The organism is Candidatus Koribacter versatilis Ellin345, assembly GCF_000014005.1.
Classification (GTDB): Bacteria; Acidobacteriota; Terriglobia; order Terriglobales; family Acidobacteriaceae; genus Korobacter; species Korobacter versatilis_A.
Genome location: NC_008009.1, coordinates 2,698,204 through 2,712,574, shown reverse-complemented (window position 1 = coordinate 2,712,574; position 14,371 = coordinate 2,698,204). Strand labels below are relative to the sequence as shown.

The window sequence follows — 14,371 nt, the reverse complement described above, 5'->3', positions numbered from 1 at the left end:
CGCAACGTGGTTGCCCATTCTACAGAAGGGCTTGCGAGAAGAAGGGAATCAGGCGGAGGGCTTTAGACCGCGAATCAACGGATGGTGGTAGCCGGTCTGCTCAGGCAGCAGAATTTCGACGTGCTCACAGCCGGCCTCGCGGAAGAGGTCGGCGAGCTCGCACTTGAGGATGGCGCAATATTCGCCGGTGAAGTGGCGCACTTCCCAGTGGTGCTGGATCTCGTTGGTGATGTAGATGTGGCACACGTAACGGCGATCGTCCTGCCAGTCCCAAACTTCATGGAAGATGCGGCGCCCGGTGCCATTGCCCGAGAAACGTGGCGCCATAACCGTAGGTCGCTCGGCGAGGATCGGGTCGTAATCGCGGATACCCGTAATCATCACGCCGCCGGGTCGCAAGCGGCTGAACATCGCCACCACTGCCATGCGGATGTCGATCAAGCTGCCAAGGTGCGGCAGCACGTTATCCATGGCCATCGCCACACCGTAGTAATTCTCCGGCGCGTTCTCTAAACGGCGCACATCGTCGGTACGGAAGACGATTGGAAGCTTCATCCGGTCAGCGTCGCGCCGGGCCTGGTTAATAGAAGCCTCAGAGCCGTCGCAACCTTCTACGGTGAAGCCCAGCTTGGCGAGGCCGATGGCCTGCGTGCCCATTCCCGCGGCGCAGTCCAGCACCGTCCCACTGTCGGTGGGATTAGGGAGCAGATTGCGTAGGACTTCGTCAGACTGGCGCATGGGGAGACCGGGACTCGGGATTACGGGACGTACTATCGTTTCACGCGCAGGCAGCGCGCGACAGAGTACCTAAGTCACGTGTACGAGCTGGAACGTTATAATCGCGCTTCGCTCATGTTCTCGCGCCGCACCAACTGGAACCTCGCCACCAATCGCTACACGCAAGCGATCGAAGAGCACAAGAAACACGGCAGGGAACTGCTGGATCTGGCCGCGTCAAACCCAACAAACATCGGCCTGCAATACGATTCCAACCGGATCCTCGATGCGCTACGCAATCCGGCCTCTATGGCGTACGAGCCGATCTCCAAGGGTCTGATGAGCGCGCGGCAAGCCGTCGCGGGTTACTACCAAAAGATCGGCGTTGAAATTGCGCCAGAGCAACTGGTTCTCACCACGAGTACCAGCGAGGCTTACAGCTTCTGCTTCCGCCTGCTCTGCGAGCCCGGCGATGAAGTGCTGGTTCCCACGCCGAGTTATCCGCTCTTCGACTTTCTCGCCGAGATTCAAGACGTCCGGCTCCTTCCTTATGAATTGGTGTACGACCACGGTTGGCAAATGGACTTCCACTCTCTTCAGCAGCGATTGACCGATCGCTCGCGGGCAGTGATCGTCGTCCATCCCAACAATCCCACTGGCTCGTTTGTGAAGACGCACGAGATGGCGCAACTCAGCGAACTCTGCCGCGAGCGCAAGGTGGCGATTGTGGCGGATGAAGTTTTTCTCGACTATCGGATTGGCGATCGCTCCGCGAGCAGTTTTACCGCAAACGACAAATGCCTCACGCTCACCATGAGCGGCCTCTCGAAAATCTCTGGTCTTCCACAGATGAAAGTCGCATGGATTGCCGTGAGCGGCCCCGATGCCTTGAAGAACGAAGCCCTCGCGCGCCTCGACGTCATCGCCGACACCTATCTCTCGATGAACGCGCCGATCCAGCACGCGATTCCCGTCATGCTCGAGGAGCGCCACTCCGTCCAACGACAACTGAACCAACGTATCGTTGTGAATCTCGCTGAACTCGATCGCCAACTCGCGCAGCAGAAGATCGTCACGCGACTCGACGTGGAAGGCGGCTGGTATGCGATCTTGCGCGTGCCCGCGTTGCGCAGCGATGAAGACCTCGCCATCGAGCTGATCGAGAAGTACGACGTGCTCGTACAGCCCGGGCATTTCTACGACTTCCGCAGCGATGGCTATCTCATCATCAGCTTGATCACGCCGGAAGCGACATTTCGCGAAGGGCTCACCCGCACCTTCGAGTGTCTCGCCGCTCTTTCGTGCTAGAAGAAATGTTTGTACCTGCACGAAACTTTGCCCTGAAATGCTGGTTTCTACGCAGCATGAAAGGCACACTCACCCACTCACTGCTCATCCTCGCAACCAGCACACTGATCATGGTCGGCGGCGCCGTTGCTCAAACCACAACCAACTCCGACACATCCGGTGCAGGCCCGGGCAAGGTCGATCCCGGTCATCCGCGCGTGAACGAAGTTAACCAGCGCGAGGAGAACCAGCAGGACCGCGTCGCCAACGGCATCCAGAGCGGACAGCTCAGCGCCGGCGAAACCAAGAACATCGAGAACGGCGAGCAGCGCCTGGTGAACAACGAGAAGAAGGACATGGCCGCGGACAATGGCCATCTCACCAAGCAGGACCAGAACCAGCTCAATCGCGAAGAGAACCACCTCAGCAATCGCATCTACGACGACAAACACAACGCTCGCACCCAAACTTCAGGCGGCTCTGGCGGCGGTCCGGGCAAGGTAGATCCCGGCCATCCGCGCGTGAACCAGGTCAACGGACGCGAAGAGAACCAGCAGGACCGCATCGCGCAAGGCGTGAAGAGCGGCCAACTGACGCCGAAAGAGACCGCGCATCTCGAAAAGGGCGAGCAGCGCCTGCAGCATAACGAGAAGCAGGACATGAAGGCCGACGGCGGACACCTGACCAAACAGGACCAGAAGCAGCTCAACCACGAAGCCAACAACATGAGCAAAAAGGTCTACAAAGACAAGCACAACGCCAGGCGCAAGTAGATCGCGGCACGATGAGGGCGTGGCGCGGGTCAAGTTACTCCCGGGAACCCCGCGTTACGTCCCTTTACACTTGGGTTACATGGCCGTTCTTCCGTGCAATTTGACCCCGAACTGACGGTATAATGCCAAGGTGCCCAAGTATTCGATCGTTGTACCTTTCCACAATGAAGAAGAGAACGTAACCGAGCTCTACGACCGCCTCAAGGTCGTGATGGAGACTGTCGGCGACACGTTCGAACTGGTGTTCGTCGACGACGGCAGTCGCGACTGCACCTTCAAACTTCTTCAGCAGATCGCCGCGGTCGACAGCCGCGTGGTGGTCGTTAAACTGCGTCGCAACTTCGGCCAGACATCGGCGCTTGCTGCCGGCTTCCACAACGCGCAGGGCGATTACGTAATTGCCATGGACGGCGACCTCCAGCACGATCCCAACGACATCCCATTGTTCGTGGAAAAGGTGAACGAGGGCTTCGATATCGTCAGCGGCTGGCGCAAAGTGCGCATTGATAATTTCGTGCTGCGCCGCTTCCCGTCGCGGTGCGCCAACTGGCTCATGGCCAAGCTCAGCGGCGTCAACATCCACGACTTCGGTACCACGTTCAAAGCGTATCGCCGCGACCTGCTGCACCTGGTGCCGCTCTACGGCGAGATGCACCGCTTCATCCCGGCACTGGCGTCGTGGCACGGCGCAACCATCTGCGAAATTCCGATCAAGAATGTGAACCGTGAGCGCGGCGTCTCGCACTACGGCATCTCGCGCACCTTCCGCGTTTTCTTCGATCTGCTGACGATTCGATTCCTGCTCAAGTATCTGTCGCGCCCGCTGCACTTCTTCGGGACGGTCGGGATGACTGGTGTTACCGCCGGTCTCGGCATTGCGCTGTGGATGATGATCGACAAGCTCATCCATCACAGCGATGTCATGGCAGCACACGGCCCACTCATGCTTTTTGCTGCGGTGCTGATCGTTGCCGGCGTGCAGTTGGTCGCTCTCGGTTTGCTCGGCGAGTTACAGGTACGCCACTACTACGACCCGACAGAACGCACACCGTATTCGGTGGAGCGCGTGCTGCGGTCGCAGGAAGAACAGTCGCACTTAACGGAATAGCCCTTTGTCATGGTGAGCGGAGAATCCGCATAAACCTGCGGATTCGGAGTCGAACCATCCCTATCGCCGCGTATACACTCAACCGATATGTATTTCCGCTCGTTGGTTCTCCTCTTCGTCCTCACTTCGATTTCCTTAGCCCAGCAAGGCCAAGGTGTCCCCACCGCCGTCCCCGACTGGTGCAAGAACCAGCCGCGCCCCGAGTACGCCAAGCTCAAGCGTGTCCCCTCGGCTGATCCCTGGTTCGAGGTCTACGAAGTTGCGCCGAAGACCTATGCGATCTACGAGCCGCATCAGGCGGAAGAAGCGATCTCGTATCTCATCCTCGGCAACACTCACGCCCTGCTGTTCGACACCGGACTTGGCATCGGCAATATCAAGAGGGTTGTTGAGAAGATTACGATCCTGCCAATCACGGTCGTGAACTCGCACACCCACAACGACCACGTCGGCGACAACTGGGAGTTCTCCGACATCGCCGGTATGGACACCGCCTTCACCCGAAACAGCGCCAAAGGCTCAACCGCCGACGCGCAAGCCGAACTCGAGGCGGGGAACATCTGCGGCGAACTCCCGAGCGGCTTCAACGCGAAGACTTATGCCACGAAGCCGTGGAAGATTACGCAGTGGATCCACGACGGCTCGAAGTTCGATCTCGGCGAGCGCACGATTGAGGTCATTGCTACACCCGGGCACACCCCGGACGCCCTCGCCCTCCTCGATCGCGCCAACGGCCTGCTATTCACAGGCGACTCGTACTATCAGGGCCCGATCTACATTTATCGCCCTGAGACGGATTACGACGCTTACGAGCATTCGATCCAACGCATGGCTGAGCTCGCGCCATCGCTCAAGCTCCTTTTGCCCGCGCATAACGTGCCGGTCGGCGACCCCAACGTGCTACCGCGCGTGCTGGCCGCCTTTCGCGATGTTCGGGCAGGGAAGCGGCAGCCCACCGCGAATGGACCGAACTACATCTATCAGTTCGAAGGTTTCTCGTTCCTTGTGAGTAAGAAGTTCTGAACGACGTCATACGGGGACAAGTTTCACCTTCGCGGCGCTTCTGCGTCTAAAATGAAGGCATATCCAGCCGCCGTTTCGAAGCGGCCATACTTGAGAGAGGACCCTTACTCCCCGCATGAGGTCAAAGGCTAATCCCGGTCTCGCCGCACTCGTATCCGTTATGCTCGTCGTCGCGCTTTCCACCAGTTGCTCGGACTTCTTTCCCTCGTCCAGTTCCATCACTGCCATCACGATCAGCCCAACGGCCGGCCTCGTAGCCCCTGGTGCGACCACCAATTTCACCGCGCAAGGCACCTTCGGCAACAATACGACCGGAGACGTAACGACCAAGGTGACGTGGAGTTCGTCGAATGCTTCCATCGCGACGATCGTTGCGGGGACCGGTGTTGCAAGTGGCGTCGCCCTTGGAACCGCGGTCATTACCGCAAAGTCCGATAGCACTTCATCAACCGTGAACCTTGTAGTGAGCAATGCGACGCAGGTCAACGTAACGCCTTCTTCGGCCAACGTGATCCAGGGTGGATTCCAACAGCTCACCGCAAAAGACCAGGCGAGCAACGACATCACTAACACTGTGGGCTGGTCATCGAGTGACACCACCATGGCGACTGTCAGCAGTACCGGATACGTGACCGTTCTGAGCACGGCGACTGCGGGAACGGTGACCATTACTGCCACGTTGGGCACGCTCACCGGCACATGCACGATCACGATCATTTAAACTTGTGCAGCAGCAAAAAGGGCGTCTCTCGCGAGACGCCCTTCTCATTTACTCTGATGCGCTAGTAGTTCGATCCCGAACTCGACGAAATCACCCCGTCCTTCACGTTCAACGTGTATGCACTTCCGCCTTTGCCCGTCCACGACACAACGTTGAAGGTCCCGTCGTTCGGCACGTGATACACATCAATTCCCGTGAATGTCAGTGGCGCGCCTTCCTTGCATATCTCCGGTTTGGTCGTAGGGTGATAGAAGTACGCGCCCGTGCCTTTCCCGACGACAGTCATCGTACCGTCTGGTTCCATCAGCGCGGCGCTCTTCTCATCGAGCGCAATCGAGCGGATGTCCTTGGCCTGTCCGTCTTGCAGAATGCGCGCCAGAAAGACCAGGGTGCGCCCGAGCCGGTCGCGCTTCTTGAAGTGCGTATCGGTAATGGTGTTCTCCAGGTGGTTGATCTTCAGGAAGTCGCGGTCGATCGTCACCGTGTTGTCGTACGGGTTTTTCAAGGTCTTTTCGGAATAGGCCGTGTCGTTGAGCGCCGCGAAGCTGAATTCACCCAGGATCGCCAAGCCGGCGCTGGTGCCGCCGACAGGAACCCCGCGATCAATCAGGTCCTGGATCGCCGCCCGCATCGGGCTCGGCTTCCAGTACTTGACGTAGTTTGACTGGTCGCCGCCGGAGATGAAGAGAGCTTCGGCCTTGCGGATCGTTTCGGCCACGAATGGATCGTTGGCCGCTTCGGCGTTGGGGATCTTAATCGTCGCGACCGAGTTCTGCTTGCACATCTTCTGGATGTAGTCGTTGTAATCGTTGTCGCCGCTGGCAGTAAGGATGACGAAGTCGCCGCCGCCCGATTTGTCGCAAAGGAATTTGAAGGCCGGGTCCTGGTCGGAGCCGCCACCCATCAGGGCGTAGCCAGCGGTGGTTTTGGTGGTGACGTCACTCTGACTGCCGATCCGCCAGTACTTGTACGCAGGGTCCGCAGCGAAAGCGGAAATGGAAAATGCCAGGAGGATGAGGGTGAACAGGGTACGATGCATGACCGCCATTATCCACATTCGTCAGAGTGACGCAAAACCGAGTATGCTTCTGCGCAAGGAAAACGCATGAGCAAGAGCCTGGAATACGAAATCCAACCGGAAGAGGTGAAGCCTCTGCTTGGCACTGAAGGCGTGGTGCTGGTGGACGTCCGCGAGCCATGGGAGCGCGACACCGCGAAGATCGAAGACACGCTGTTCATCCCAATGGGCGACATTCCAGCGCGCATCCAGGAACTCGATCCCGACGACCACGTCATCGTGGTCTGCCATCACGGCGTGCGCTCGCTCAGCGTTGCGGCGTGGCTTCGCCAACAAGGCTACGAGAAGGCGCAGTCCATGGCCGGCGGAATCGATCGCTGGTCGCGTTTTATCGATCCCAAAGTTCCGCTGTATTGAATGTAGACCAGCGGAGGCAAGCAGCGATGCAGACGCCGCGTGTGGAGGCCCAGCCGTTGATCGCCGTGCGCAATGTGAGGGTAAGCAGCCGATGGTATTCAACGCTCCTGGCGGCGGACTCCATGCCCGAGCACAGCCATCGTGACTTCTACGATCGCGTGTTCTCGTCGGGGCAACTGGTTCTCCAACTCCACGCGTGGGACGAGCATGATCACCCCAGCCTGACCAATGCAGATGCCGCCCCGGTCGGACACGGTCTCGTGCTCTGGTTTCAGGTCAGTGACTTCGACGCCGCCGTGGACCGAGCACGCGCTCTCGGTGCCACCGTCCTCAAATGGCCCGAATTTAACCCAGCGCCGCGCCATCGAGAAATATGGCTGCGCGATCCTGACGGTTACGTCGTGGTGCTTTCAAGTCCGGATGGCGAGAATGATTAGCGCGGAGCGCAGAAACAGAGATTATTTCCGTCGGGATCGGTGACGGCGAACTCCCGCAATCCCCAGGTCTGGTCCACGGGCGCAGTGTGCAGTGGAGACTCAGGACGGCGCGTGGTGTCAAGTCCGCGGGCTCGGAACGTCGTGTAGCGCTCATCCACGTCATTCACCCAGACTCGGTTCACCGATCCAAACACGCCATCGCCGGCATGCCGCGAAAGCTGGAGTTCCGCACCTTGGCGAACCAGGTCGATAACTCCGTTCTCCATCTCGCGCGCTTCGAAACCGGGCCATTTGCGTTCGAAGTCGAGTATCACGGTGTAAAAGTGCAGCGACCGTTGCAAGTCACTGCACTTGATGACCGGAACAATTTTCATGGCCACCTCTCCCGCATCGCGCCAACAAGAATACACGCGCTGCAGGATCAGTTTCCTATGTTGCTGGTGTTGCTGATGCCGACCTGCACCGTCGCTGAGCTGTGAAGTTGCATACCCGACGGCGTGGTTGCGGTAATCGTATAACTACCGAAGGGAAGCCACCCGGCGTTATAACTGCCGTCGCCGGCGGTCGTTACGGTTGTCCACGTGCGCAGCGAGCCACCGGAGATGAACACGGTGGCGTTAGCAACCGGCGCCCCGTTGAGCGTGACCTGGCCGCGCAGCATGCCCTCGGTCGAGACGAAAACTTTTATCGGCGAGGGCTGCCCGGGGACGACCGTCGCACCGGTGCCCCCATAGGCCATACCATATCCGGTGAGGTTTTCACCCAATTGATAGGTCTTCGGCCCCGTTGTGTCGATCGAAAATGAGCCTGAGCTATCGGTAGTGGCATTCCCGGCAGTGCTCACGATGGCTGCATTTGACACCCGCGAGCAGTCGGCAACGTTCTTGACGACACCGCTGATCGCGCCGTTGCCGCCTCGCAGGGAACCGTTGTTCTTGTATGCCACCGTGAACTGGTTGTGGTCGTCGGTCATGTATCTGTTGAGATAGGGCGAATAGGTCTTCACCGATACCGTGTTCTTCGACGGGCTAACCGTGATCAGCCTAATGTAGCCGTTGCCGCCATTGGGATAGGACTGGTAGTCGGCGAGGATTTGATTCACCAGGTTGCCGTTCACTCCGAAATCGCTGCGCCGGCCGGTGCCATCGCCTTCCACCACGTGGCCGCTCAGCACCATCACGATATTGGAGTACTTGCTGACCAGTTTCTCCCAGATTTGCTCACCGTCGTTGTCCTGGCTCACGCCAAACGTGCCGGCGCTGTTTTCATCGCAGTGGTCCATACGCGTGTTGTTGTAGAACGTGTAGGCGTGTGTGACCACGATGACGTCATAGGTCGGATGGGATTGGATGATGGATGCCGCCCACTGTAACGAGGAATCGCGTGGGAACACTTCGAGCACTACGACAAGATAGTTATGCGACCCGATAGTGAAAGCGGCATAGAAGTTCTCGTTGCTGCCTGCAGGATAGCTGCCCTTGTACCAGGCGCGATCGCTGAAACGGGCTGGTCCAAAGAAGTTGTTGTAGTTAACCGTAGATCCGGTCCGGCCCGCCGGATTATTGCGATCATAATCGTGATTACCGATGGTGGGCAGGAAGGGAATCTTGCGATCGAGGATGTTGTAGGCCGAATCGGCGTTCTGCCACTGCGAAACCTCGCCGCCGCCGTCCACAATATCGCCCAGGCCAACGACGAACTTGATGTTCTGCGGAACCGAGTTGTTCAGGATCCACTCCGTTTCCGCTGCGAAGATCTGCGGATAGGACTTGGAGTAGAACTGCGTATCGGGCAGCGCGGCGATTGTGAAATCGTCACCGGCCTGAGCATGTGAGAAGCAAGTAAATATCCCAACAAAAAGAAACAGGCGCAGCGCAACAATGTATCGCAACTCGATTCACCTCGCGGCGAGAGTAGCTGCACACTGATTACGCGATTGTGAATGTTACAGCCGAAAATTACCGTAGAACAAACAACGGTACTTTACTCGTAGTGTTCTCGGTAGTTCATCGGAGATCTGCCAAACTACTTCGATTCTTCCAGCAAGTCCTTCAAATATTTCTGCCAGATGACAGCCCACGTATGTGTGCCGTGTCCGTGCGTTTGGTCGGAGGCGGGAATGAGAACGAACTTGCCGCGCTTCACTTTCTTGATCTCCTGCTCGGCAATGCCGAGTTCCGGCGGATTGATGAAGTCGTCGGCGGAATTTACAAACATCACGGGGACTTTGATGGCATCGAGTTTGGCCGACGGATCGTAATTGCGCGAAGCGCTGACAGCATAGAGCAGGTCATTGGCATCAAGTCCGGCGGATTGCCGCTTGAACGTGTCGTCAAGATATTTGTCGGCGGCATCGCGGGTTGGTTCACCTTTCTGCATCGGTATCGGCGCGCTGCCGGCGATGATGAGGAAGTCGGTGCCAATCTCGATACCCGCGTGTGGCTGCGTGGTGTAGTCGCCGTTCTTCCACTCCGGATCGTTCTTGATGCCATCGATGATCATCTTTCGCCAGATTCGATTGCGTCCCGCGATCGGCACCGGCAGGCACGCGAGCGGCATCATCGCGTCCATGAAATCGGGATACGTCTCTCCCCAGACCCACGAGTGCATGCAGCCCATCGAGGTGCCAAGGATCAAGCGAAGGTGATTCACACCGAGGCCCTTTTCCAGCAGTTCGTGCTGCGCCAGCACCATATCGTCGTAGTCGTATTGCGGAAACCGAGCGTGGAGACCATCGCTGGGCTTGCTGGATTTGCCGTGGCCGATGTTGTCGGGTAGGACGATGAAGTACTTGGTGGCATCGAGCAACCTCCCGGGCCCGTAGAGGACGTCTGCAAATTGCGCACGCAGAAATTGTGCGCCGGAGCCGCCAGTCCCGTGCAAGATGAGCACGGCGTTGGTCACGCGGCCGCTCGCATCTTTCGCTGGCTTGCCAAGCGTGGTGTAGTGCATGCGAACTTCGGGAAGCTTTTCGCCGGAGCGGAAGGTGAAGTCGTGAAGGACGAAGTCGCCTTCCTGGGTGGCTGGCTTGGATTGCGCGAGCAGGGTAGAGACAGAGACTAGCGCCAGAAAAAACAAGAGACGACGAAGCATCGGGAGAACCCCGGTACGAGAAATGGATTCGCAACAGATAGTACTTCAAAGTCCCCACCCTATCCGCTATCCGAATAGGATGGGGCACCCACTACGATTACTGTTTGGCCGCGCTGATACCCGAAGCGCCCGTGATTTCTTCGTACAGCGCATCGGCGTGGTAGATCTTCTGCAGCGACTCGAGGATCGCGCGTGAATCCACGTGCACTGCGCGGGCCTGCAGATCGTCGTACATAAAGTTCAGCGGCAGCGACTCGATATTGCCGTCGAAGATGATGCCGACTAGTTCTCCGTTGGTGTTGACCACCGGGCTGCCAGAATTTCCGCCGATAATGTCCGCGGTCGTAACGACGTCGAAGGGCGTGTTGCCGTCGAACTTGCCCTTGGCGTCCATCCAGCTCTTCGGTAATTCGTAGGGCGATTTGTTTCCGTGATCGGCGGCGTGCTTGTACGCGCCGTCCATGGTGGTGCTCCACGGAATATGTTTCCCGTTTTCTTCGTAGCCCTTCGCCGGCCCGTAACTCAGCCGCAGAGTAAAGGTGGCGTCGGGTGGCTGGGTCTGGCCAAAGATCGCAAAGCGAACTTTCGCGATTTTCGCCCCGCCATCGCGGAGCTTCGGATCCACTTCGTCGTCGAACTTCTGGCGAAGCGCGAGCGCCTGCGGTTCGATGCTGCGCATCATCACGACCAGCGGATCGGTACTTTCTTCCACCGCCTTCAATCCGCCGTCGTACAGTTTCTTGCGGTAGGCCGCGTCGTCGAGCTTGCTGCCGTCAATCAATTCTGCCGCGCGGTCTTTCGGGGATTTCCCGGCAAGCACTTTCAGCAACGACGGATTCTTCGGTTCCTGTTCCTGCATATCGGCGAGGCTGTCCGCCAGCATTGCTTTGTTCAGGTCTTTGTACGCGGGCGCGTCGGAGAACAGCTCTTGCTCGCGCGTCGCCAGGGCAGAGTCGGTATAGCCACGAAGGCGCTGGTCATTCGGCAAGGTCCGCTGCTGAGCTGCACGGACGATGAATCGCGCGTCGGCAGCCAGCGAACCGCGCAGCCCGGCGAGCATTTCGACGTACTGGTAATCGAAGAACATCCCGCGCTGCGTGCCCTCGGCTTGATTCACCTCAGTCCACGGATCGCCAAATTCTTTCTCGCGTTCGGCGTGGGCTTTTACGTAATCGCGGAACTGTTTTTCGTCAGCCTGCTTCTTCGCCCAGCCTTCTTTGTTCGCGAAGAACGTGTTGTAGCCGGTGAGGGCCTTCTGCGAATTCTGGAAGCTGAACAGATCGTGCTCGGCTTCGCGCGCCTGCTCAGCTCCTTCCTTCGAAAACGCAAGCAGCAGGTTGACGCGACGGGTCAGGTTCTTGATCTGCCACGGATACTGCACGTCGCGCAGGTACTCAAGTTCGGCGATGGACAGCAGGCGGCTGGTACGACCGGGGTGCCCGCTCACGAAGAGTAGGTCGCCCTCCTTCACGCCCTTCTTGGCAAACTTCAGATAGTTTTCGGTATGCGCCGGTTTACCGTTCTCGTACATGCGGAAGAACGTAATGTCGAGGTCGTAGCGAGGGAAGGTGAAGTTGTCAGGATCGCCGCCGAAGAACGCCATTTGGAACTCAGGCGCGAACACCAGCCGGACGTCGGTGTACTTCTTGTACTTGTAAAGGTGATACATCGCGCCCGCGTAGAGCGTCACGACGTCGCACTTGAAGCCCTCGGTAGAGCAGGCTTTCTCGGCGGCCGACATCGCCTGCCGCGTGGCTTTGCCGGATTCCGCGGAGGCCATGCGCGCCTTCACGGCCGAGTGGATCTGTTCCGAGACGTCTTTGATATCCGTCAGCACAAGAAACTCGATACCCGGGCATTTCGGTTCCTGCTCGCGCGTCGCAGCGTAGAAGCCGTCCTTCATGTAGTCCTTGCCGCCGCTCGAAAGGTCGTGGATGCAGCTCTGCGCCACGTGATGGTTCGTCATCAGCAGTCCGTCGGGCGAAACGAACTCACTCGACCCGCCCGGCGCGCGCGATGAAGACAGCCGGAGGTGGTCCAGCCATTCCTGGGTGATGGCGAAGCCATATTTCTTCTGGATCGCCGCCGTAGGCGGGTTGGTGAAAAGCCACATGCCTTCATCGGCTTGTGCGAAAGTCGTAAAAGTGCAGAAGGCAATAACGAGGAGGGAGAGGAGCTTGCAGGGGACCCGGCACAGATACACGAAAGTACCTCGGTATGTGATGGACCTCACAGCGCGAGAGGCCCTAGGTAATAGAACTTATGTTTATAACGCAGCCGCAGGCGGGGCCACAAATGCGGCGTGAGATGGCGGCCAAAATCGGGAAACGGCGTACAGATTTGTCACTTACGCGATGCCGGTTGGAAACGGCAAGGGCAAATAGGGTATAAAAGTCGGTTGCGTTCCCGCATTGGTACCGCATCCTAATAGGGAACAGAGTTTCTGAAGGTCCTTCATTTCGAGTGGTTCGAGAAGAGAATTTATGTCCACAACGACGCCTACATATACCAAGGGTTTGGAAGACGTAATCGCCGGGCCATCCAGCATTTGCTACATCGATGGAGACGCTGGAATCCTGGCGTACCGCGGCATTGATATCCACGAACTGGCCGACAATTCCAACTTCGAGGAAGTCTGCTACCTCCTCTGGTTCGGCAAGCTGCCCAACCGCACCGAGCTGCAGGAACTGAAGCTGAACATGGCCCGCGAGCGCAAGCTCGACGCCTCGGTGATCAGCATCCTGCGCCAGGCCCCCAAGCACGCTCTGCCAATGGACGTGCTCCGCACCGTGGTCTCGGCCACGGCGTTGTGGGACCCCGAAGAGAAGAACAACGATCACGACACCAACGTGCGCAAGGCCATCCGCCTGACCTCTCAAATGGCGATGATCGTCACGGCTTACGACCGCATCCGCAAAGGCAAGCCGCTGGTTGAACCGGACCGCACTTTGTCACATGCCGCCAACTTCCTGCTCATGCTCTCGGGCGAAGTCCCGAGCAAGAGCGCGGAAAAGGCGCTCGACATCGCGCTGATCCTGCAAGCTGACCACGAGCTAAACGCCTCGACGTTTGCTGCCCGCGTAGTGGCCGCGACGCTCAGCGACATGCACTCGGCCGTGACCGCCGGAATTGGCGCGCTGAAGGGTCCGCTGCACGGTGGCGCGAACGAAGCTGTTTTCCGCATCCTCGACGAAATTGACAAGCTTGGCGCCGACCCGGTCGAGTACATCAAGGGCATGCTGGCGCAGAAGAAAAAGGTTCCCGGCTTCGGCCATCGCGTGTACACCACCGAAGACCCGCGCGCCACGCACTTGCGCCAGATGTCGCGTGACCTCGGTTACTCCAGCGGCCAGATCAAGTGGTTCGAGAACTCCCGCGCCATCGAGGAGTTCATCAAGTCGGAAAAGAAGCTCAACGCCAACGTTGATTTCTATTCGGCTTCTACATACCACATGCTTGGCATTGATGTGGACCTGTTCACGCCAATCTTCGCAGTCTCGCGCGTTTCAGGCTGGTCAGCGCACGTCATCGAGCAGTTGGATGACAACCGCCTGATCCGTCCGCGCGCAGATTACGTCGGTCCGAAGCATCCGACGGCATACACGCAGATGGACCAGCGCGCATAGACATTCCATGGTTTTACGAGAGGCCCGCCCGAACGGCGGGCCTTTTGCTTTGGCCGAATCCTAATAAGGCGTTAGGTTGTTAGGAATTAGGTTGTGTGGATCAGGGTTCGGAGGCGTGACGGTGGATGCGATGACCGCTAAATCCTATGAA

Annotated in this window: 14 protein-coding genes; 8 read left to right on the top strand and 6 right to left on the bottom strand. The window is 58.4% G+C overall.

All coding sequences use genetic code 11. The features are described from left to right. Positions 1-48: 48 nt before the first annotated feature. Entirely contained in the window at positions 49-738 is a 690-nt protein-coding gene (locus ACID345_RS11800) for a class I SAM-dependent methyltransferase (RefSeq protein WP_011523091.1), read from the bottom strand. A 78-nt stretch (positions 739-816) separates the two neighbouring features. Between ACID345_RS11800 and ACID345_RS11795 the strand changes: the two genes are divergently transcribed. The 5 genes from ACID345_RS11795 (at position 817) to ACID345_RS25460 (ending at position 5,629) form a co-directional block, all read left to right on the top strand. Continuing rightward, entirely contained in the window at positions 817-2,025 is a 1,209-nt protein-coding gene (locus tag ACID345_RS11795; RefSeq protein WP_228370768.1) for a pyridoxal phosphate-dependent aminotransferase, read from the top strand. Between the two features lie 56 nt (positions 2,026-2,081). Continuing rightward, positions 2,082-2,777, top strand: coding sequence for a hypothetical protein (locus ACID345_RS11790; RefSeq protein WP_049761875.1), 696 nt, complete (start codon positions 2,082-2,084; stop codon positions 2,775-2,777). Positions 2,778-2,907: 130 nt separating this feature from the next. Further along, entirely contained in the window at positions 2,908-3,885 is a 978-nt protein-coding gene (locus tag ACID345_RS11785; protein WP_011523088.1) for a glycosyltransferase family 2 protein, read from the top strand. An 87-nt stretch (positions 3,886-3,972) separates the two neighbouring features. Next, positions 3,973-4,908 carry an MBL fold metallo-hydrolase gene (locus ACID345_RS11780; RefSeq protein WP_011523087.1) on the top strand — a complete coding sequence of 312 codons (936 nt, stop codon included), beginning with the start codon at positions 3,973-3,975 and terminating at the stop codon, positions 4,906-4,908. A gap of 115 nt (positions 4,909-5,023) precedes the next feature. Further along, positions 5,024-5,629 (top strand): Ig-like domain-containing protein, encoded by a 606-nt coding sequence (locus ACID345_RS25460; RefSeq protein ID WP_011523086.1) that lies wholly within the window; start codon positions 5,024-5,026, stop codon positions 5,627-5,629. A gap of 61 nt (positions 5,630-5,690) precedes the next feature. Here the strand turns inward: ACID345_RS25460 and ACID345_RS11770 are convergent, their stop codons facing one another. After that, a complete protein-coding gene (locus tag ACID345_RS11770) occupies positions 5,691-6,668 on the bottom strand; it encodes a cyanophycinase (protein ID WP_187148992.1) in 978 nt (325 codons plus the stop codon). Positions 6,669-6,734: 66 nt separating this feature from the next. On the opposite strand from ACID345_RS11770, the gene ACID345_RS11765 reads away from it, so the two are divergent. Beyond that, on the top strand, positions 6,735-7,064 hold the full coding sequence (locus ACID345_RS11765) for a rhodanese-like domain-containing protein (protein ID WP_011523084.1): 330 nt from the start codon (positions 6,735-6,737) through the stop codon (positions 7,062-7,064). Between the two features lie 26 nt (positions 7,065-7,090). Further along, positions 7,091-7,501 carry a VOC family protein gene (locus tag ACID345_RS11760; protein WP_011523083.1) on the top strand — a complete coding sequence of 137 codons (411 nt, stop codon included), beginning with the start codon at positions 7,091-7,093 and terminating at the stop codon, positions 7,499-7,501. Here ACID345_RS11760 and ACID345_RS11755 read toward each other — a convergent pair. The 4 genes from ACID345_RS11755 to ACID345_RS11740 form a co-directional block, all read right to left on the bottom strand. Next, the gene (locus ACID345_RS11755) at positions 7,498-7,875 is read right to left on the bottom strand and encodes a bleomycin resistance protein (RefSeq protein ID WP_011523082.1); all 378 of its coding nucleotides are present in this window, start codon (positions 7,873-7,875) and stop codon (positions 7,498-7,500) included. The genes ACID345_RS11760 and ACID345_RS11755 overlap by 4 nt on opposite strands. 47 nt (positions 7,876-7,922) lie before the next feature. After that, on the bottom strand, positions 7,923-9,392 hold the full coding sequence (locus tag ACID345_RS25455; RefSeq protein WP_011523081.1) for a carboxypeptidase regulatory-like domain-containing protein: 1,470 nt from the start codon (positions 9,390-9,392) through the stop codon (positions 7,923-7,925). A gap of 134 nt (positions 9,393-9,526) precedes the next feature. Then, entirely contained in the window at positions 9,527-10,594 is a 1,068-nt protein-coding gene (locus ACID345_RS11745) for an alpha/beta fold hydrolase (protein WP_011523080.1), read from the bottom strand. Between the two features lie 97 nt (positions 10,595-10,691). Further along, positions 10,692-12,707: a S46 family peptidase gene (locus tag ACID345_RS11740; protein WP_049761872.1), complete on the bottom strand. Its 2,016-nt coding sequence runs from the start codon at positions 12,705-12,707 to the stop codon at positions 10,692-10,694. 370 nt (positions 12,708-13,077) lie between these two features. Here ACID345_RS11740 and ACID345_RS11735 point away from each other — a divergent pair, with 370 nt between their 5' ends. After that, entirely contained in the window at positions 13,078-14,220 is a 1,143-nt protein-coding gene (locus tag ACID345_RS11735; RefSeq protein WP_011523078.1) for a citrate synthase, read from the top strand. Positions 14,221-14,371 lie beyond the last annotated feature (151 nt).